The organism is Hymenobacter negativus (genome assembly GCF_016056375.1).
Classification (GTDB): Bacteria; Bacteroidota; Bacteroidia; order Cytophagales; family Hymenobacteraceae; genus Hymenobacter; species Hymenobacter negativus_A.
Genome location: NZ_JAEDAE010000009.1, coordinates 37,548 through 58,083 on the forward strand (window position 1 = coordinate 37,548; position 20,536 = coordinate 58,083).

The 20,536-nt window shown below is 63.9% G+C and carries 14 protein-coding genes; 5 read left to right on the forward strand and 9 right to left on the reverse strand.

What is annotated here, in order from left to right; translation table 11 throughout:
• Nucleotides 1-10 precede the first annotated feature (10 nt).
• The 3 genes from I7X13_RS17185 to I7X13_RS17195 form a co-directional block, all read right to left on the reverse strand.
• Nucleotides 11-2,902 carry an endo-beta-N-acetylglucosaminidase gene (locus tag I7X13_RS17185; RefSeq protein ID WP_198076413.1) on the reverse strand — a complete coding sequence of 964 codons (2,892 nt, stop codon included), beginning with the start codon at nucleotides 2,900-2,902 and terminating at the stop codon, nucleotides 11-13.
• A gap of 205 nt (nucleotides 2,903-3,107) precedes the next feature.
• Nucleotides 3,108-3,941, reverse strand: a complete 834-nt coding sequence (locus I7X13_RS17190) for a phosphatase PAP2 family protein (protein WP_213019100.1) — start codon at nucleotides 3,939-3,941, stop codon at nucleotides 3,108-3,110.
• A gap of 116 nt (nucleotides 3,942-4,057) precedes the next feature.
• Nucleotides 4,058-5,257: a DUF1624 domain-containing protein gene (locus I7X13_RS17195; RefSeq protein WP_198076415.1), complete on the reverse strand. Its 1,200-nt coding sequence runs from the start codon at nucleotides 5,255-5,257 to the stop codon at nucleotides 4,058-4,060.
• Nucleotides 5,258-5,383: 126 nt separating this feature from the next.
• On the opposite strand from I7X13_RS17195, the gene I7X13_RS17200 reads away from it, so the two are divergent.
• The 3 genes from I7X13_RS17200 (at nucleotide 5,384) to I7X13_RS17210 (ending at nucleotide 8,720) form a co-directional block, all read left to right on the forward strand.
• The gene (locus I7X13_RS17200) at nucleotides 5,384-6,667 is read left to right on the forward strand and encodes a zinc dependent phospholipase C family protein (RefSeq protein WP_198076416.1); all 1,284 of its coding nucleotides are present in this window, start codon (nucleotides 5,384-5,386) and stop codon (nucleotides 6,665-6,667) included.
• 19 nt (nucleotides 6,668-6,686) lie between these two features.
• Nucleotides 6,687-7,529, forward strand: coding sequence for an ion transporter (locus I7X13_RS17205; RefSeq protein WP_198076417.1), 843 nt, complete (start codon nucleotides 6,687-6,689; stop codon nucleotides 7,527-7,529).
• Between the two features lie 105 nt (nucleotides 7,530-7,634).
• Nucleotides 7,635-8,720, forward strand: a complete 1,086-nt coding sequence (locus I7X13_RS17210; protein WP_198076418.1) for a mechanosensitive ion channel family protein — start codon at nucleotides 7,635-7,637, stop codon at nucleotides 8,718-8,720.
• Between the two features lie 181 nt (nucleotides 8,721-8,901).
• Here the strand turns inward: I7X13_RS17210 and I7X13_RS17215 are convergent, their stop codons facing one another.
• A complete protein-coding gene (locus I7X13_RS17215; protein ID WP_198076419.1) occupies nucleotides 8,902-11,184 on the reverse strand; it encodes a GH92 family glycosyl hydrolase in 2,283 nt (760 codons plus the stop codon).
• A 189-nt stretch (nucleotides 11,185-11,373) separates the two neighbouring features.
• Nucleotides 11,374-14,016, reverse strand: a complete 2,643-nt coding sequence (locus I7X13_RS17220) for an MGH1-like glycoside hydrolase domain-containing protein (RefSeq protein ID WP_198076420.1) — start codon at nucleotides 14,014-14,016, stop codon at nucleotides 11,374-11,376.
• Between the two features lie 173 nt (nucleotides 14,017-14,189).
• On the opposite strand from I7X13_RS17220, the gene I7X13_RS17225 reads away from it, so the two are divergent.
• Nucleotides 14,190-15,185, forward strand: a complete 996-nt coding sequence (locus I7X13_RS17225) for a glycoside hydrolase family 43 protein (protein WP_198076421.1) — start codon at nucleotides 14,190-14,192, stop codon at nucleotides 15,183-15,185.
• 171 nt (nucleotides 15,186-15,356) lie between these two features.
• Here the strand turns inward: I7X13_RS17225 and I7X13_RS17230 are convergent, their stop codons facing one another.
• Genes I7X13_RS17230 through hutU form a run of 3 tightly spaced genes read right to left on the reverse strand, consistent with a single transcriptional unit; the run spans nucleotide 15,357 to nucleotide 18,147 of the window.
• Complete coding sequence (locus I7X13_RS17230) at nucleotides 15,357-16,277, reverse strand: NADPH-dependent F420 reductase (protein ID WP_317191585.1); 921 nt, start codon at nucleotides 16,275-16,277, stop codon at nucleotides 15,357-15,359.
• Nucleotides 16,196-16,375: a hypothetical protein gene (locus I7X13_RS17235; protein ID WP_198068845.1), complete on the reverse strand. Its 180-nt coding sequence runs from the start codon at nucleotides 16,373-16,375 to the stop codon at nucleotides 16,196-16,198. Before I7X13_RS17235 ends, I7X13_RS17230 begins: the two co-directional genes overlap by 82 nt.
• Nucleotides 16,372-18,147, reverse strand: a complete 1,776-nt coding sequence (hutU, locus tag I7X13_RS17240) for a urocanate hydratase (protein ID WP_198076423.1) — start codon at nucleotides 18,145-18,147, stop codon at nucleotides 16,372-16,374. Before hutU ends, I7X13_RS17235 begins: the two co-directional genes overlap by 4 nt.
• A gap of 127 nt (nucleotides 18,148-18,274) precedes the next feature.
• On the opposite strand from hutU, the gene I7X13_RS17245 reads away from it, so the two are divergent.
• Nucleotides 18,275-18,547 (forward strand): hypothetical protein, encoded by a 273-nt coding sequence (locus I7X13_RS17245; RefSeq protein WP_198076424.1) that lies wholly within the window; start codon nucleotides 18,275-18,277, stop codon nucleotides 18,545-18,547.
• Nucleotides 18,548-18,560: 13 nt separating this feature from the next.
• Here I7X13_RS17245 and I7X13_RS17250 read toward each other — a convergent pair whose 3' ends face one another.
• Nucleotides 18,561-20,486 (reverse strand): sensor histidine kinase, encoded by a 1,926-nt coding sequence (locus I7X13_RS17250; protein WP_233454831.1) that lies wholly within the window; start codon nucleotides 20,484-20,486, stop codon nucleotides 18,561-18,563.
• Between the last annotated feature and the right edge of the window lie 50 nt (nucleotides 20,487-20,536).

Sequence of the window (20,536 nt, forward strand, 5' to 3'; positions counted from 1 at the left end):
AACGCATTTTCTAGGGTTTGAGCAGCTTCACGGTGGCGGTGCCGCTGGCGGTGCTGGCGCGCAGCAGGTAGACGCCTGCCGCGCCGGGCAGCGGCACGCTGAGGCGGCTGGTGGCACTGGCGGCCACGGTTTGCCGCCATACGATAGCGCCCAGCGCGTTGCTCACCTCCAGCGTGATGGGCTGGTTTTGGGCACCCTGGATTTCGATTTCGGCCCGGCCGCCGGGCACGGGATTGCCGAAAACCTGCACTTGCAGGCCGGTGGCAGCGGCCGAGCGCGTGGCCGTGGCCGTGGCACACTGCGCGGGCACGTCGAGCGACCAGTCGCTGGCGGCCATGTTGGTGAGGGTGCCGGGGTGGGCGTGGCCGGAGGCATCGGCAGCCGTCAGGTTGGGCGAGTCGTTGCACTTCCAGTAAGCAGCTAGGGCAGTGCTGGTGGCGGGCACGCCGCAGGCATTGGCGGCCACTTCGGTGGCGGTGAGGGCGCGGGTCCAGGCGCGCACTTCGTCGAGGCGGCCGTCGAGGCCGCGCGAGGCGGCGTAGTTGCGGCCCAGCGTGAAGGGCGCGTTGGCAGTCAGGCTGCCGCTGGCGGCCTGCGAGTTATCGAGCACGCCGTTGACGTAGAGCTTCATGGTGGTGCCGTCGTAGGTGCCGGCCAGGTGCGTCCACTGCCCGGCCGTGAGGCGCGCCACCGAGGCCAGCTTGCGGGTGCTGCCGCCAATCTGGGCCACAAACTGCACCTGGCTGGCGTCGATGCCGGCATCGCCGAGGCGCAGCATCAGCGTGTTCACGCCGCCGTCTTCCATGCCCATCAGGCTGGAAATGTAGGGCGACGTGGCTTTGAAGGAGTTAGGCTTTACCCAGCATTCGAGGCTGAAAGCCGCGCCGCTCATGTTGATGATGCCAGCGTCGACGTACTTGCTCAGGCCGTCGAAGCTGAGGGAGGTGTTGCTGCCTGCGGCCGGGGCTGTGAGCACGGTGATGTAGGCCGGGCGGGTAAGCACGTTCTGGCCGGTTGCGTTGCTGGCCGTGAGCGTCACGGCGTAGGTGCCGGCGGTGGCGTAGGTGGCGGTGGCGTGCACGGCGGTGCTGCTGGCGGGCGTGGCGCCGGGCAAGGCCCAGGTGTAGCTGGTGGCGTTGGTGGACGAGTTGGCAAAGGTGACGGGCTGGCCGGTGAGCACGGTAGTGGCAGTGGCCGCGAAGTTGGCCACCGGGGCCACGGCGGCGGCCGTGCCGTTGTACAGTTTCAGCTTGCCCAGGTTGAAGCGGTAGGCCGTGAGGGCCGTGGCGGAGGTGGCCTGCACGCCAATGATGGCCAGCTCGCGGTTGGCGTAGGCGGCCAGCGGCACGGTGGTGCTGGCCCACAGCGTATCGGCCAGGGCCGGCACGTTCACGTATTCGGGCGTGGTCAGGTTATCGCTGAAATACAGGGCCAAGCGGGTGCTGCTGGCGCCGGCGGCCAAGCCTTTGTAGGTTAGGTCAAGGTTGGTGGTGGCGGTGATGGGCAGCTTGGTTTGGTAGAGCTTGACGGTGGTGCTGGCCCCGGCTGCCAGGCTGCCGGCCAGTTTCACGCTGGTGCCGCCGTACCAGGCCCGGCTGAAATCGAACCCCACGCTAACGGTAGCTGCGCCGGTGCGCGCCCACTGCCACGAGGGCAGGATGGCCTGCTTGGCCATGTCGGTCCAGCCCTTCACGGCCACCGCGCCGTTGTTGGCGAAAATTTTGCCCTGGCCCACGCAGAAATTGGTTTCGAAGGGCAAACTGGTGATGGCGCAGCGCACCGGCTGGTAGTAGCCGAAGCCCTGCCAGCCCGTGGCATCGGCGGTGGTGATGTCTAGGTCATCGCCGGAGAAGAGGCGCACTTCGGTGTTGTAGAAGTTCTGGTAGTCGGCCGGGTTGCTGTTGAAGTTGTTCAGGCCGCCATTGAAGGTGAGGTTGGGCGCGAACACAGCCAGCGAGGTGCGCGGGGTGGCGGGGCTGCCGCCGGTATAGTAGTTGCTCAGCCAGGTGGTGCTGTTGAAGAGCTGCTGCGGGTTGCGGCCGGGCCAGATGTCGGCTCCGCTGTACACATCGAACGGGCTGCGGCCGATGCTGGCGGCCGTGGTTACGGCCGTGTTGATGGCCGTGGGGCCCGACCAGAAATAGTTGGTAAAAATGGCGTCGCTCACGCGGTCGGCACCGCTTTGCAGCAGCGGGGCGTTGCTGGTGTTCAGCGTGTTCTGATAAGACACCACGCCGCTAGGCAGCATCGAATCATACCAATGGATTTCCATGCCGGCAGGCCGGATGGCTTGCAGTTGCTTGAGCAGGTTAATCAGCTCGGCGGCCTGCGCGGCGCTCAGGCGGGATTCTTCGTTGAAAAACCAGCCGTCGAAGCCGTAGTAGTTGGCCACGTCTACCAGCTTTTGGGCGCCGATGTAGTTGCCGGCCGCGTCCTTCTGGGTGAGGGCCACGAAGCCCGCCGCGTCGGTGAAAATGGTGCCGATAATCTTCACGCCGTTGCGGTGGGCGGCCTCGACCCAGGGCCGGCACGGGATGCCGATGGGGCTGGCAAACCACGTCAGTACGTCGATGTATTGCCAGTGGGTGAAGTTGTAGAGGTTGAACTGGGGCTGCTCGTTGAGGTAGCCCACGAAGTTGTTCATGCCGTCGGGGCACCAGTTCACTTTGGAGCTAAAGCTCTGATTGGGGTTGAGCTGGGGGGCCAGCGAATTTTGGCGAGTGGCCAGGGGCACGGTGCTCACGTTGGCCGGCACGGCGGTGGAGCCGGTGCTGGTCCAGGCCATGAGCTGAGCCGGAGTGAGGGTGGTGTACTGAGCGGCCGGCTCTATCTGGGCCTGCGCGGCGAGGGTGGCCGCCAGTAGCACCAGCAGCAGGCAGAATCGGGAGTAGCAGTGTTTCATGGGGTGGTAATGAGGGTAATGGGGGTGGATGGAGACGCCGGGGCTAAGCAACCCCACGGCAAGGTAAAGCCCAACCACTCACGCCCCTACCCTGCTCCGGAAGAAATTATTTCCCCGCCGTCACCGCATTAGCCCACGAAAAAGCCCGCCGGGAATAATCCGGCGGGCTTTGCTGGTTTCGAAATAGCCTGAGTGCGGCCGTTAATCACAGCTTTTTGCTCAGCAGCATGCCCGAATAGGCGTAGCCGTTGGCATTCAGGCCCTGCATGGGCATGAAGGACATGCCGTGGCGGCCAGCCACTTTGTGCAGCTGCGGCACTAGGATGCCCATGGTGGTGCCCACGGTGTAGCCCACGATGTTATCGGTGAGAAAATGCTTGCCGGCCTCGATGCGAAAGTAGGCCACGGCCGCCGGCACCACGGCCGCCGCGCCCCACACGAAGGGCTCGCCCGCGTAGCCGGGGTTAAAATCGTGCAGGACTTTGGCGGCGAAGAAGGTGGCCGTGGCGGTATGGCCCGTGTGGCCGGCAAAGAACGAATTGGTGGCGATGGCCCCCGAGCGGCCGCCCCCGCCCTCGGGGCCGTAGAGGTAGGGCCGGTAGCGGTAGATGTTGCCTACCGAAGTGGTAAACAGCGCATCAGTGGCCAGCATGGTTTCGACGTAGAGGCCCAGAACCTGTCCGTAGTGGCTGCGCACGTCGTCGTTGAGGGCCAGCAGGCCGGGGGCGATAACCAGCGTGGGGTAGCAGATTAAGTCGCTGGCGGTTTGGGCGCGGTCGCTGTACCAGCCGGCCGAGAAGCGGTCGATTTTAGGCACGTCGTTTTTGTTGAGAGCGGCCAGCTCGGCATCGCTCAGGCCACTTTTTTGCTGCACGCGGTACAGCCCGAAAGCACTGACCGCCCCCAGCCCCAGAATGACGGGGCCATCGACGGCAAAGCGGGTGTGATAGGGCGAGCCGGCCTGGTTTTGGGCTGAAACAGTGGGCGCTGCAGCCGTCAGCAAAGTGCCAGCTAAGGCGAGAGAGGCAAAAAACTTCATCTAAAGACAATCTGGTGATGAAGCCCGAAACGGAGAATCACCGCGCAGGGTTGGTCACGGCTGCGCTTTCGGACGCAGCCGTTCCTAAGCCGCAGGCCGCCTTCGCCCAACCCAGTTTACAGGTAAGACAGCCACCAGTGCGCGTGCCGCTGCTTGTAGCCCTGGTACCAGCGGCAAGGCCAATACAGCAGCAAAACCACTGCCGCCCACACCACATACGCCCGCAGCAGGCTGGGCTGGTAGCCCGCAGGCCAGTCCTTGGGCTGGGCAAAGGAAAAATTAAAGGGCTTGCCGAATTGCAGCCACGACCACAGCAGCGCGCCGCCGCTGATGAGGCAGAAATGCATCAGGTAGTAGCCCATGGGCACTTTGCCGTAGGTGCCCAGCCACCGCGAGAGGCGGCCGGGCAGGTCCTCGGTTACCGAGAGCAGCAGCAGCGCCGTGCCCAGCGTGAGGCTGAGAAATAGCAGCGACGGCGGGTATTTGGTGATGTTGAGAAACGAGAGCACGGTGTAGAGTGGTCCCCGCTCCTGCACGGCCCAGGGCTGCGGGTCGCCGTACACGTTGGCGAAGCGGAGCCCCGCGAACAGCAGCAGCACGCCCGCGCCGGCCAGCCGCAGCCGCCGCTTGCGCACCGGCAGCGGCAACTGAAACCACGGCCCGATGCAATAGCCTGCCGCCAGCACCGCCACCCAGGGCAGGATGGTGTAGGCCACCAGCACGGGCAGCTTCGGAGTGAGTTGGTAGAGGAAGGGGCTGTCGTAAACCAGCGCCGGCAGCAGCGTGGCAGCCGTCACGGGCTGAATAGTGGGCAGGGCGTTGTGGCCCATAATGACGGCCAGGGCCAGCGTGGCTGTCAGCCAGCGCGGCAGCCAGATGAAGCCGGCCAGCACCACCATGCCCCAGCCAATGGACCAAATTACCTGCAGCAGAATCAAATCGTAGGCGCCCCATTGCAGCAGAAAGTTGATAACTACAATTTCCATGAAAATCAGCCACAGGCCCCGCGTGAGCAGAAACCAGCTCACCCGCCCCCGGTCGGCCTGCTTCTGCTGGTACAGAAATACGCTGGTGCCGGCCAGAAACACGAAGGTGGGCGCGCAGAAGTGCGTAATCCAGCGCGTGAAAAACAGCGCGGCCGAGGCGTGGGCTACGTCTTCGGGCCGCACGGCGGTGGGCGTCCAGAACTCGCGGATGTGGTCCAGCGCCATGATGACCATGGCCAGGCCGCGCACCACATCGATGGCCTGCACGCGGGGCGTGGCGGCCCGGCTGGCAACGGGCGAGGGTGGCAGGGCAGTAGTAGTCAGTTCCATAGGCGGGGTGGTTGGCGGATGAGTCCGGCAAGTTAGGGGATTTTGGGGAGGCTGGTAATGAGCGGCCAGCAACGGGCGGGCGGGTTTCCACGTTGCCACAGTTCCGCTTGTTTCGCGCCTGCTTTCATGCTCTTTCGTCTGCTGCTTTTTCTGCTACTGGCGGCCCCGGCTGCACCGTCTGCCGCCTACTCCGTGCTCACCCACCAAGCCATCGTCGACACGACCTGGGCCGACTGCATCGCCCCGCTGCTGCAGCGCCACTACCCCGGCGGCACCCCCGCCGAGATGAACCAGGCCAAAAGCTACGCCTATGGCGGGGCCATTTTGCAGGACATGGGCTACTACCCGCTGGGTTCTACGCTTTTCACCAACCTGACGCACTACGTGCGGGCCGGCGACTTCGTGCGCAACCTGCTGCGCCAGGCCCGCAACCGCAACGAGTACGCTTTCGCGCTGGGCGCGCTGGCCCACTACGCCGCCGACAACGTGGGCCACCCCGAGGGCACCAACCAGATTATCCCGACGGTGTACCCCGATTTGAAGGCGAAATTTGGCGCCATCGTCACCTACGAGCAGGCCACCGTGCGGCACACTGAGCTAGAATTCTCCTTCGATGTGGTGCAGGTGGCGGCCGGCCGCTTTCGCAGCCAGGCCTACCACAAGGCCATCGGCTTTCGGGTGAGCAAGCCGGTGATGGAGCGCGCCTTCCGCCAAACCTATGGGCTCGAAATGAAGCAGATTTTTCTGAATGTGGACGCCAGCGTGGCCACCTTCCGCTTTGCCGTGAACCACCTGCTACCGGCGGCGGCGCGGGCTGCCTGGCAGCACAAGCACGATGAAATACGGGACCTGAGCCCCCGCGCCCGGCGGGCCGACTCGCTCTACCACAACAACCGCCGCCAGTACCGCCGCGAGTTCGGGCACGACAACGAGCGGCCGGGCTTCGGAGCGCGCCTGATGGCCAGCGTGCTAAGCGTGCTGCCCAAAGTTGGCCCCCTGAAGCCCTACGCTTTCACCCTGCCCGATGTGCCGGGAGCCCTGCAGTTTCACCGCAGCTACCGCGCCTCGCTGGCCCGGTTTTGTGCCCTCACCCACGAGCAGCCCGCCGACACCACCCGTACCCTGCCCCTGCCCGATACCAACCTCGACACCGGCCAGCCCACCCGCCCCGCCGCCTACGCCCTAGCCGACCAGACCTACGGCGAGCTGCTGCGCAAGCTGCAAAAACGCAAATTCAAGCACCTCACTCCCGCCCTGCGCGAGGCGTTGCTCAGCTACTTCGCCAGTGGCGTGCCCACCCCCGCCCAGGAGCAGGAGCACGACGACGTTAAAAAAGAGAAAAAAGCCCAGAAGAAACTCCACGAAACGCAGGCCGCCCTGGCGGCTTTGCAGGCCCGACCCACGCCCTAGCTCCACCACATCGGCCCCCATGGACATTCGCCCCCGCGACGACGCGCCACCTTGGCAGCGGGTTGCTTACCGCGTTATTTTTGAGTCGGATACTCGCGCCGGGCGGGCGTTCGACATCGTGCTGCTCATAGCCATTGTGCTCAGCGTGCTGGCCGTGATGCTGGAAAGCGTGGGCCGTATCGCGGCCGAATACGGCCATTTTCTGCGGGTGGTGGAATGGGTGTTTACGGGACTGTTTCTCGTCGAGTACCTGGTGCGGCTGCTGGTGGTGCGCCGGCCGCTGGCCTACGCGCTGAGCCTGCTCGGCATTGTCGATTTTCTGGCCATTGTGCCCGCGCTGGCGGCGCTGGTGCTGGCGGGCAGCCACTACCTGCTGGCCATTCGCACGCTGCGGCTGTTGCGGGTGTTCCGCATTTTCAAGCTGGGCCGCTTCGTGGGCGAAGGCGAGTTTATCGTGCAGGCGCTCAAGGCCAGCCGCTTTAAAATTCTGGTGTTTCTCACGGCTGTACTCACGCTGGTTGTCGTGGTGGGCACGCTGATGTACGTGGTGGAAGGCGGCCAGCACGGCTTCACCAGCATTCCGAAAAGCATTTACTGGGCCGTGGTGACGGTGACGACGGTGGGCTACGGCGACATTTCGCCCGTCACGGTGCTGGGCCAGTCGCTGGCCTCGGTGCTCATGGTGATGGGCTACGCCATCATTGCCGTGCCCACCGGCATTGTGTCGGCCCAGATGGCCATTCCCTCAACGCTGTCCACCCCGCCCGCGGTGGCTTACAAACAAGCCGTTTGCCCCGCCTGCCAGGCCGATGGGCACCACCCCGATGCCAAATTCTGCTGGCGTTGCGGGCACACGGTGTAGCTTGGGCCGGGGTATCGCAAGCGCCGGCCGGCTAACCTTTCCGGGCTGGGCGGGGTACACTCTGCTCACCCCGCGGCCGCCCGGCCGGCCGCGCAACTGGCACTTATGAACGAAACGCTGGCCCACCTGCTTTCGCATTTTCCCGATATTTTCACGGGCCTGGCCGTGCTGCTGGGCGGGCTGGCCGCCGGGCTGGTGGTCCGGTTTGTTATCTTCGCCGGACTGCGGGCGTATGACCGGCGCGAAGATTCGGCTCTGGCCCGCTCGGTGATGCGGCACCTACGCATGGCCAGCGCGTGGTTTCTGCCGGTGCTGGCCATTTCGCTGCTGCTGCCGCTGGTGCCGCTACCGCCCAAGCCATTCGAGGTGCTGCGCCGCTTCGTGGAGTTCGTGCTCATTCTCACCTTTGCCTGGGGGCTGATTAAGACGCTGGACGTGTTTCAGGACCTGGTGCAGCTCCGCTACCAGCTGGGCTCGCCCGATAATTTGCGGGTACGCAAGCTGTTCACGCAGCTCCAGTTTCTGAAGAAGCTGGCGGCCTCGCTGGTGGCGTTTGTAGCGGTGGGCCTGGTGCTGATGAGCTTCGAGACGGTGCGCCGGCTGGGCACGGGCCTGCTCACCTCGGCTGGTATTGCCAGCGTGATTGTGGGCTTTGCGGCGCAGCGTTCCATCAGCAACCTGCTGGCGGGTTTTCAGATTGCCTTCACCCAGCCCATTCGCATCGACGACGTGCTGGTGGTGGAGGGCGAGTGGGGCCGCGTGGAGGAAATCACCTTCACCTACGTCGTGCTCAGCATCTGGGACGAGCGTCGGTTGGTACTGCCGCTCAACTACTTCATCGAGAAGCCCTTCCAGAACTGGACGCGCACCAGCGCCCGCCTCACCGGCGCAGTCTTCCTCCAAACCGACTACACCGTGCCCATCGACGCGCTGCGTGCCGAGCTGCGCCGCCTGCTCGAAGCCACGCCGCTCTGGGACGAGCGGGTGTGCGTGCTGCAAGTCACCGACTCGAAAGAGCGCACCCTGGAGTTGCGCGCCTTGGTGAGCGCCGCCAACGCCAGCGCCCTCTGGGACCTGCGCTGCCTGGTGCGCGAGGGGCTGGTGGCGTATTTGCAACGGGAATTTCCCGCCAGCCTGCCCCGCACACGGGCCGAGGTAGACGGTCCGCCGGTGATGGGCGCGGCTTTATAACAAAGCTGCGGAGCAGCCGCGTAGCGGCGAAAGGTTTGTAGAAAATGTGCCAAATGGTGTGGTAAAATCGCGTAGCGGTGACAGAAACGGCCGAAACCTGTCGCCGCTATGCGGCTCAACGGCCCCAATCATTCGGTTTCTACAAACCCTGCGCCGCTACGCGGCTACTCCACAATCTGGGTTATTTAGCGGCGGGCTTGGAGGCAGAAAAAGGTGCGTCATCGGCGGCGGTACCGCGCGTGGTGGCGGGCGCGGGCACCATGTCAAAATCTAGCGTGGCACCTTGCTGCAAGGCGGCGTGGCCGAGCCAGTTGTGGCCGTAGGGCTGGCCGTTCATTTTCAGCTGGCCGATGTAGCGGTTGGCGGCGCTGTTGGCGGGGGCGTTCAGCACCACTTCGTGGCCGTTTTCGAGGTGCAGGGTGGCTTTGGGAAAGAGCGGTGCGCCGAGCACGTACTGGTCCGAAGCCGGGCACACGGGGTAGAAGCCTAGGGCCGAAAACACGTACCAAGCCGAGGTTTGGCCGTTGTCTTCGTCGCCGCAGTAGCCGTCGGGCGTGGGGCGGTAGAGGCGGTTCATGATTTCGCGGGCCCAGTACTGGGCTTTCCAGGGCTGGGCGGCGTAGTTGTAGAGGTAGATAATGTGCTGGGCCGGCTGGTTGCCGTGAGCGTACTGGCCCATGTTGGCAATCTGCATCTCCCGGATTTCGTGGATGACCTCGCCGTAATACGCCTCGTCGAAGATGGGCGGCAGGGTGAACACCGAGTCCAGCGTGGCCAGAAAGGGCTTAGGGCCGCCCATCAGGTTCATCAGGCCCTGCACGTCGTGAAACACCGACCAGGTATAGTGCCAGCTATTGCCCTCGGTGAAGGCATCGCCCCACTTGAAGGGGTTGAACGGGGTTTGGAAGGTGCCGTTCTGGTTGCGGCCGCGCATCAGGCCGCTCTGCTTGTCGAAGAGCTTGCGGTAGTTCTGACTGCGCTGGGTGTAGAGGGCAATTTCCTTTTTGGGCCGTTTCAGGGCCGTGGCCAGCTGCGCGATGGCAAAGTCGTCGTAGGCGTATTCGAGGGTGCGGGCGGCGCTTTCGTTGATTTTCACATCGTAGGGCACGTAGCCGAGCTTGTTGTAGTAGCTCACGCCGGCGCGACCCACGGCTTCGAGCGGGCCGGCGTTGTTAGCCCCGTGCGTCAGGGCCTGGTAGAGGGTGTTGATGTCGTAGCCGCGCCCACCTTTGAGGTAAGCCTCAGCCACTACTGAGGCAGAGTTGTTGCCCACCATGATGTTGCGGTAGCCAGGGCTGCCCCATTCCGGCAGCCAGCCGCCCTCGCGGTAGGCATTGGCCAGCCCAGCCTGAATTTCGGCATTCACCGACGGATACATCAGGTTCAGCAGCGGAAACAATGCCCGGAAGGTGTCCCAAAACCCGGTATCGGTGTAGAGGAAACCGGGCTGCACCTGGCCATTATACGGGCTGTAGTGCACGGCCTGGCCGGCCGCGTCCAGCTCATAAAACTTGCGCGGAAACAGCAGCGAGCGGTAGAGGCAGGAGTAAAACGTGCGCTGCTGCTCATCGGTCCCACCCTGGATTTCGACCCGGCCCAGGGCCTTGTTCCAGGCGTCGCGGGCCTTTTGCTTCACGGTTTCGAAGTCGTCGGTCCCGATTTCCAACAGGTTGCGCTCAGCCTGCTCGGGGCTGATGAACGAGGAGGCCACACGGGCCTGCACCTGCTCGCCCCGGCCGGTGCGGAAGCTAACCACCGCGCCCGCGTGGGCGGCCGTAAGCTCGGTGCCGGTGCTGGTCAGGGCATTATCGTTGACCAAATGGGTGGCCGTGAACGGGCGGTCGAACTCGACGATGAAGTAGTTTTTGAAGTTGGCGGGTACGCCGCCCCGGTTTCGGGTGGTGTAGCCGATGATGCGGTTCTGGGCCGGCAGCAGCTTCACAAAAGAGCCTTTGTCGAGGGCATCGAGCAGGACGTAGGCGCTATCGGTTTTGGGGAAGGTGAAGCGGAACCGAACGGCGCGCTCGGTGGGCGCCAGCTCGGTGGTGATGTTGTAATCAGCGAGGTACACGCTGTAGTAGTAGGGCCGGGCGGTTTCGGCCTTGTGCGAAAACCAGCTGGCCCGCTCGTCCTCCCCCACCCTGATTTTGCCGGTGCCGGGCATGAGCACAAACTGCCCGTAATCGTTCATCCAGGGCGAGGGCTGGTGCGTCTGCTTGAAGCCCCGGATTTTATCGGCCCCGTACTGATAGGCCCAGCCGTTGCCCATTTTGCCGGTTTGGGGCATCCAGCAGTTCATACCCCAGGGCCGCGAAATGGCGGGATAGGTGTTGCCGTTCGAGAGGTCGGGCTTGGAATCGGTGCCCATGAGCGGGTTCACCAAATCGGCGGGCGCGAGGGATTGGGCGGTGGCCGTATTGGCCCCGATTAGAACGATGAGGAAAGCCAGTAACCGAAGGCGCATAGCGAAACAGGCAAGAAGAGCGGGAATAAAGATTGTGCGAATCAGGCAAACCTGCAAAACGGTCATGCCGAGCGCAGCGAAGCATCTTTACCGCAATAGTAAATGAATTGCGTTGAGCGGTAAAGATGCTTCGCTGCGCTCGGCATGACAGCCGTTTTGTAGTTCGATGTGCGTTGTCCACCGGCCCGGCTATTTCGCCTCGGCTTTGTGCAGCAGGCGCACTACCAGGCCGGTCCAGCCGGTTTGGTGGCTGGCGCCGAGGCCGTGGCCGTCGTCGCCGTGGAAGTATTCGTGGAAGAGCAGGTGGTCGCGGAAATGCTCGTCGGTCTGGTGGATTTCGGTGGTGCCGAGGGCGGGGCGGCGGCCGTTTTCATCTTTCAGAAATAGGCGGGCGAGGCGGGCCGAGAGCGCATCGGCCACCTGGGCCAGGGTGTGCAGCTGGCCCGAGCCGGTGGGGTACTCCACGGTGAAGGCGTCGCCGTAGTAGGTGTGGTAGCGCTGCAGCGACTCAATAATCAGGTAATTAACCGGGAACCAGACCGGGCCGCGCCAGTTAGAATTGCCCCCGAACATATCCGACTCCGCCTCGCCGGCCACGTAGGCCACGGAGAAGCTGTCTTTTTCGCCCATGTGGTACCAGTAGGGATTGTCGAGGTGGTAGCGCGAGAGCGAGCGAATGCCGAATTCGGAGAGGAATTCGGTTTCGTCGAGCATGCGGGTGAGGACGCTGCGCAGGCGCTTGCGGCGCATGAGGCCCATGAGGTGGCGGGTGGCCTGGCCGGGCTCCTGCCAGCGGCTCACCAGCTCGGCCAGGCGCGGGCGGCGCTGGATGAGGGCCAGGGCGCGGGCGTAGAATTCGGGCACGGTGGCCAGCAATTCCTCGTCAATCACCTCCACCGCAAACAGCGGAATCAGGCCCACCATGGAGCGGATGCGCAGGCGGGTGCGCGAGTCGTCGGGGGCGTGGAGGACGTCGTAGTAGAAATGGTCTTCCTCGTCCCAGAGGTTGAAATGGCCGCCGCCGCCGCGCGTCATGGCCTCGGCAATGTGGAGAAAGTGTTCGAAGAATTTGGTGGCCATTTCCTGGTACACGGGCGTGGTGCGGGCCAGCTCCAGGGCCATGCGCATGAGGTTGAGGGAGAACATGGCCATCCAGGAGGTGCCGTCGCTCTGCTCGATTTTACCGCCGGTGGGCAGCGGGGCCGAGCGGTCGAACACGCCGATGTTGTCCATGCCCAGGAAGCCGCCTTCGAAGATGTTGCGTTCGTCGCGGTCCTTACGGTTCACCCACCAGGTGAAGGTCATGACCAGCTTGTGGAAGACGGCGGCGAGGAATTCGGTGTCGCCCTGGCCATCGTGGAGCTTGCGGTCCATCTGGTACACGCGCCAGGTAGCCCAGGCGTGCACGGGGGCGTTTACGTCGCTGAAATGCCACTCGTAGGCGGGCATCTGGCCGTTGGGGTGCAGGTAGCCGTCCTGGCAGAGCAGGCGGAGCTGGTGCTTGGCAAAGTCGCTGTCGACCATAGCCAGCGGCAGGCAGTGGAAGGCCAGGTCCCAGGCCGCGTACCAGGGGTATTCCCACTTGTCAGGCATCGAAACGATGTCAGCGTTGTGGAGATGGCGCCAGGTGGCGTTGCGGCCAGTGAGGCGCTGGGCGGGCGGCGTGGGGCGGGCGGGGTCGCCGTCGAGCCACTGGCTCACGTCGTAGTAATAAAACTGCTTGCTCCAGAGCATGCCGGCGAAGGCCTGGCGCTGCACGTTGCGGGCATCGGCGTTGGTGAGCCCCTCCTGGATGCAGTCATAGAACTCGTCGGCCTCCTGCCGGCGCAGGGCAAAGAGCTGGTCGAAATCGGCGAAGGGGGCGGCGTGCTCGGGCTGGCTGAGGCGCAGGCGCACGGTTTGGGGCTGGCCGGGCTGCACGGTGAACTGGTAGCGGGCAGCGGCTTTGGTGCCGCGCTGGGCGGGGTTCACGGCCGTGGTCTGGCCTTGCACGATGTACTCGTTGATGCCGTCTTTGAAGTAGCGGCCGGCCTTGTTTTTCTTTTTGCGCTTGCGGCCGAAGAGCGTGGGGCTGGTTTCGTTTTCGCAGAAGAGCAGCTCGGCGGGCTGGTCGCAGTAGAGCTGGAAGCGGCCGAGGTCGCGGTGCTCGGCGGCCAGGGCATCGGGGGCGGCGCGGCGGATTTCGGGGCGGTGGTCGTCGTAGCCCAATGTCCAGGTGTTGCGAAACCAGAGCTGGGGCAGCACCGTGAGCGGCGCGGCCTCGGGGCCGCGGTTGTGAATGGTGAGCTGGACAAGAATATCCTGCGGGCCGGCTTTGGCGTACTCAATAAAGACGTCGAAGTAGCGATTTTCGGCGAAAATGCCGGTGTCCAGGAGCTCAAATTCGGGCTCCAGGCGGGTGCGGGCAGCGTTTTGGGTGCGCAGCTCGTCGTAGGGGAAAGCAGCCTGGGGGTACTTGTACAGCATCCGCATGTAGGAGTGCGTGGGGGTGCTGTCGAGGTAGTAGTACTGCTCCTTCACGTCTTCGCCGTGGTTGCCCTGGCCGTTGGTGAGGCCGAAGAGGCGCTCCTTGAGCTGGTTGTCGTGCCCGTTCCAGAGGCCGAGGGCGAAGCACAAGAGCTGCTGCTCGTCGGAGATTCCGCCGAGGCCTTCTTCGCCCCAGCGGTAGGCGTAGGCACGGGCGTGGTCGTGGGTGATGTAGTTCCAGGCATCGCCGTGGGGCGAGTAGTCTTCGCGCACGGTGCCCCACTGGCGCTCGGTGAGGTAGGGGCCGAAGTGCTTCCAGGGGGCGGTGCGGGTGCGGGCTTCGAGGAGGCGGATTTGTTCTTGCATAGCGGGGTCAGAGGCAGGCCTAAGCACGCGCTTACGCAAGGCGCGGGGCCGATGGTTGGTGCGGGGCGGACTTTGCTTCCAGCGAGCCCGCCAATGATTGCTGCACCGTGCCGGGGCTGTTTGGGCTACCACTCAGGCAGTACGGCGGCAATTTTACGCGTATTTATGCAGTCATGAAATACCTGCTGTTTGCCGCCTTTCTGGCCGCTGCCCTCCTGCCGCCCCCGGCCTTTTCGCAAAACCCCAGCCCGAAGCAAGGCAGCCCGACACGGTCGGGCAACCCACTTTTCCCCGGCTGGTACGCCGACCCCGAAGCCACCATTTTCGGCAAGCAGTACTGGATTTACCCCACCTACTCGGCCCCGTACAATGAGCAAGTGTTTATGGACGCCTTTTCCTCGTCCGACCTAGTGCATTGGACCAAGCACCCGCGCATCATCGACACGGCCAACGTCAAATGGGCTAGGCGGGCCATGTGGGCGCCTTCCATTGTGCAGAAAGACCAGCGCTATTACCTATTTTTCGGGGCCAACGACGTGCACGAGGGCGAGGTAGGCGGCATCGGGGTGGCGGTGGCCGACCGGCCGGAGGGGCCATTTCGCGACTATCTGGGCAAACCGCTCATCGGCAGCATTCACAACGGCGCGCAGCCCATCGACCAGTTTGCGTTCCGCGACGCCGACGGGCAGTACTACCTGATTTACGGCGGCTGGTCGCACTGCAACATCACGCGCCTCAAGCCCGATTTTACCGGCTTACTGCCTTTCGCGGACGGTAGCACGTTCAAGGAAATCACGCCGGAGCACTACGTGGAGGGCCCTTTCATGTTCCGGCGGGGCGGCAAGTACTACTTCATGTGGTCGGAAGGTGGCTGGGGCCTGCCCGACTACTCGGTGGCTTATGCCGTGGCCGATTCGCCGCTGGGGCCGTTTCAGCGGGTGGGCAAAATCCTGCAGCAGGACCTGGCCGTGGCCACCGGCGCGGGGCACCACTCCGTCATTCAGGTGCCGGGCAAAGACGAGTGGTACATCGTGTACCACCGCCGGCCGCTGGGCGATACCAACCGCAACCACCGCGTAACCTGCATCGACAAGCTCGTATTCGATGCGCAGGGCCGCATTCAGCCGGTAAAGATTACCACGGAAGGCGTGGCGCCGCAGAAGCTGTAGCAGCAGAGTGAGGCCCTTGCTGCTACCGTGAAACCAATAGTTTTAGCTTAGCTGAAGGTCTACCCCGTGCCTTGGGCTACCTGACCCAACTGCCTAAACTAAGGCACAAAAAACGCCAGGCCATGTGGGCCTGACGTTTCTCGCTTGGTAGTTGTTGGGGTTGCTGGCTAATTACTTCAGCTTAATACCCTGGTCAGCCATGGCCTGCTCGGCTTTGGCCTGGTTGGCCATGTACTCGGCGTGCTGGGCTTCGGTGCGCTTCGAGCCGAGGCTGGCGAAATGCTCACGGAGCTTGTCGGCGGGCATATCGGCCCCGTAGGACGGGGTGCCGGGCTGCTGGCGCCACGACTCGTGCAGGGTGCCGTCGTCCACGGCGTCGAAGCCCAGTTCTTCGACCAGGGCCATTACTTTTTGCTTGGCGGCGGCATCGTCGGAGGCCACGGGCAGGGCGATGCGGCCGGGGGTGCCGGCGGGCACGCCTTTGTTCTGGAGGTGGTCGGCGTAGATGTTGTTGAACACCTTCACCACCGGGCGGCCCAGGTGCTGCTGCACCCACTCGCTCTCGGTGAGGTCGCCGGTTTCGAGTTCCGCGATTTTGCCGTCGCGCAACAGCGGGTAGTAGTTGCTGGTGTCGACGATGGGCACCTCGGCCGGCACGCCGGCAAACAGGTCCTTGGGCAGGTCGGGAATGTTTTTCAGGGGGATGGTGACCACGATGAGTTCGGCACCCTTGGCCGCTTCATCGGCTGTGACGGGGGTGGCGCCGGTTTTCTGGGCCACGTCGCCCAAGGTTTCGGGGCCGCGCGAGTTGGCGATTTTAACCGAGTGGCCGAGGCTGGTGAGCCGCACGGCAAGGGCGCTGCCGATGTGGCCGGCGCCGATGATTCCAATGTTCATCTTGTGAAAGTTTAAGCGGTGTGTGCCGCCACGAACTGCGGCGGCAGGTAGCTTAACAGCGGAAGAAGCAAATTGCTTTTTTTGGCGGGCAACATCAGCATTCAACTGGTCCCTTAAATCCGCTGTTTTCTCGCAAAAAGATAAATACCCAGAATAATCAGCGGAAACATCGATAGAAACGCCACGGTGTTCCAAGGTGGCGGAATAGGTTCAGCAAAACCTATTCCGCCCAGTAGCCAGCCGCAAATCACCAGAATGCTTCCACCTATTCTTTCCCAATTCTTGTTGCTCATGATAAAGATGGAATCTTCGCGCCACGCTCGCGGGCCACGTCCTGGGCCAACTCGTAGCCGGCATCGGCGTGGCGGAAGATGCCCATGCCGGGGTCGGTGGTGAGGACGCGGCGCAGGCGTTCGGCTTTTTCGGGGGTGCCGGTGGCTACTATCACCATGCCGGAGTGGGTGGAGTTGCCGATGCCCACGCCGCCGCCGTTGTGCAGGCTCACCCAGTCGGCGCCGCTGGCGCAGTTGGCCAGGGCGTTGAGCAGGGGCCAGTCGGCCACGGCGTCGGAGCCGTCCTTCATGCCTTCGGTTTCGCGGTTGGGCGAGGCCACCGAGCCGCAGTCGAGGTGGTCGCGGCCGATGACGATGGGGGCCGAGACTTCGCCCCGCGCCACGAGGTCGTTGATGACGAGGCCGAACTTCTCGCGCTCGCCGTAGCCCAGCCAGCAAACCCGCGCCGGCAGGCCGATGAAGGGAACCTTGGCCTGAGCCTTCTCAATCCAGCGAGCCAGCAGCTTGTTCTCGGGAAAGGTTTCGAGCAGGGCGCGGTCGATGCGCAAGATGTCCTGCGGGTCGCCGGAGAGGGCGGCCCAGCGGAAGGGGCCTTTGCCCTCGCAAAACAGCGGCCGGATGTAGCCGGGCACAAAGCCGGGGTACAGGAACTGGCCGTTTTCGTCGCGCACGTTGAGGCCGCCTTTTTCGGCCTGGCCGCGCAGGTTGTTGCCGTAATCCACGGCGATGGTGCCGCGCCGCTGCATCTCCAGAATGGCCTCGACGTGCTTCACGATGGACGTCAGCGCCTGGTGCTTGAACTCTTCGGGATTGGCCGTTTTCAGGGCCAGCACCTCCCCTATTTCACCTTCGGGAATGTAGTCCATCAGGTCGTGGGCCGAGGTTTGGTCGGTTACGATTTCGGGCAGGAAGCCCAATTCCAGCAGGCGCGGCAGGATGGTGGCCGCGTTGCCGGTAAGGCCCACCGACCAGCCTTTGCCATCGGCTTTGGCACGCTCGCACAGCTCCAGGGCGTGAGTGAGGTCGTTGGCCTGCTCGTCCACGTAGCCTTCGCGCACCTTCTGCTTCACCCGCTCGTCAATGGGTTCGATGACGAGGCAGACGCCGTCGTTCATGGTTACGGCCAGGGGCTGCGCGCCGCTCATGCCGCCCAGGCCGGCCGTGAGGGTGATAGTGCCGCGCAGGCTGCCGCCGAAATGTTTATCCGCCATCGCGGCAAACGTCTCGTAGGTACCCTGCAAAATGCCCTGGGTGGCAATATAAATCCAGGAGCCGGCCGTCATCTGGCCGTACATCATCAGGCCCATTTTGTCGAGCTCGTCGAAGTATTCCTGGGTGCTCCAGGCGGGCACGATGTTGCTATTGGCGATGAGCACGCGCGGGGCGTGGGGCCAGGTTTTGAGCACGCCCACAGCCTTGCCGCTTTGCACCAGCATGGTTTCGTCGGCTTCCAGCTCCTTCAGCGTCTTCACAATGGTCTGGTACTCCTTCCAGTTGCGGGCGGCGCGGCCGGCACCGCCGTACACAATCAGCTCATCATAAACCAGCGAAACGGCGGGGTCGAGGTTGTTTTCCAGCATGCGCAGGGCGGCTTCGGCTTCCCAGGTTTTGCAGCGGAGGGTAGTGCCGTGCTTGGCCTTCACGGTTTCCTCGGGCTTGAACTCGTAGAACATCGGACGCTTACCGTCGTGCTTTTGCGGGGCCGCGCCGGTGGCGGTGGAAAGAGAGTTGGCTTCGAGGTTGAGTTCGGGCGTTTGGGTAGTGAGGGTCATTGGGTGGGATTTTGGGTGGTGCGGCGAAGATAGGGAAATGTAGCGTGGACTCTGTGAGTCCGCGTATAACCTGCATTGCCTGTCCCAAACACGCGGACTCACTGAGTTCACGCTACAATTCCTTCCCATGAGCACCGACTATAAACCCATCGACTGCAACTTCTATGATGAATTAGAAGCCGCCGCCACCCAGCGCCGCCGCGTAGACCTGCAGTATTTCAACGACCTGCGCCAGCTCTGCCTCGGCTCCGGCGTAATCGACACGCTTTTTATCCGCGACAAAGTCGAATTCATGCGCCTGAAATCGGGCGAGGAAATCCGGCTCGACCACCTCATCCGCATCGATGATAAGCAAGCGCCGGGCTATGCGGACTACCCCGATTTCAGCTGCGGCTGCTGATTCTAATTGAAAATCAAGCCGCCACGGCGGGCAGCGTCAGGGTTAATTCCGTGAACTGGCCTTCCTCGCTTTCCAGGGTGAAAGTGCCGCCGTAGCCTTTCGTGATGATGTCGTAGCTCAGCGACAAACCCAGGCCGGTGCCTTCGCCGGCGGGCTTGGTGGTGAAGAACGGCTGAAACACCTTCTGCTTCAGGCTCGTGGGCACGCCGATGCCGTTGTCCCGAACGTGGATTTCAACCTGCTGCCCCGTGCGCTTCGTGCTCACGCTCACCTCGGGCTGGTAGCCGGTGGGATGGCCTTCCTGTTTTTTCTGCACCGCGTAGAAGGCGTTGCTGAGCACGTTCAACAGCACCCGGCTCACCTCCTGCGGCACGGCCAGCACGCGCCCCAGGCGGGGGTCCAGGTTGGTCGTGAGGCGGGCCTCAAAGGTCTGGTCTTTGGCGCGGGCACCGTGGTAGGCCAGCTGGGTGTATTCCTCGGTCAGGGCGTTCAGGTCGACGGATTCTTTCTGGCCGGTGCTGGTGCGGGCGTGCTCCAGCATGCCCCGCACGATGGCCGACGCCCGGCTGCCGTGCTCGCTGATTTTTTTGAGGTTCTGCTGCACGTCGGCCAGCAATTCCTGCTCCAGCTCGGGGTCGCGGGGCTGCTGGTGCTGGCACTCGCGCAGCTCGGCCACCAGCTCGTTGCTGACTTCGGAGAAGTTGTTGACGAAGTTGAGCGGGTTCTGAATCTCGTGGGCGATGCCGGCCGTGAGCTCGCCCAGGCTGGCCATTTTTTCGGACTGAATGAGTTGGTTCTGGGTGGCTTTCAGCTCCGTCAGGGTGTGTTGCAGGGTTTCCTTTTGCTCGCGCAGCTGGTGGTTGGCCAGTTGCCGGGCACGGTTGGTGCGGATGAGCACAAACGCTACCCCGGCCAGCAGCGCAACGCAGGCCACCAGCGCCACCACAAACTGCTGCTGCCGCCGGGCCACCTGCTCCCGCACCCGCCGCTGCCGGTTGAGCTGCTGAATCTGGGCTTCTTTTTTCAGCAGGTTTTGCTTGTACTCCAGCGCGGCCAGGCGGCGGGTGGTGCCCTCCATGGTCAGGCTGTCCTTGTAGGCGCTGTATTGCAGGAAGTAGCGGTAGGCCCGGGCGTAGTCGCCCTCCTTGGCGTAGGCTTGGCTGAGGGCCTGGCTGCTGTCGCGGCGCTTGCGGCGGGCGGCCAGCTGGCGCACCACCTGCGGCGGGGTGGGCTCGCGGACGAGCAGGGTATCGAGCCAGTGGTCCATCCGGCGCAGTTCCACCCGAATATCATGGCCGTGCATAGGCTCCTGCATGGCCAGCGCCGCGCTTTTGGGCAACGGCCCCAGCCGGCTCCGCACGCGCTGCTTTTCCAGACGGGCAATTGCCGCCGCATTGAGCGGATTGAACTCCGTGTCCTTCAGCACCCGAATAACTTTCGGCGCCGGCACGCTGCGGCCCATGGCATCGCCTAAGGCCTCCAGCAGCGGCCCATACGCCCCGGCCGCCGAGGGCGCAAGGTGGCCGAAGCGCCGCTGGAGCCGGCTGACCTGGTTCAGGGCCCAGCCGGCTTCTTTCAGGTCGTGCAGCTGGCCGGCCAGCGCTTCGGCCTCCTTCAGCAAGCCGTCGGCCTGCGGAGATTCCTGCTGCAGTTTGATGCCCGCCAGCTGAGCCAGCGCCACTACCTGCCCGGGCAGGTACGCCAGCCGGCGGGCGCGCACGAGCAGCGAATCGGCAGCTTCGGCGGTGCCGACGGACGCACTCAGCGCCGCTTTCAGGCGCACCACTTCTCGGGGCAAGGGCGTAGGCGCACGCGGGGGCGCCGGCGGCCGTTCGGTGCTGTCGGCAGCGGGCACGTCCTGCGCCCGTCCGGGAAATCCCCCCAGCCCCAACGTGAGCATCAGGAGAAAAAAGCCACCAAAGCGACGGAGCTGCTGCATGAGAAGGGGCACGAAAAGCGCCTGAAAAACCTACACACTATTCTGAGTAA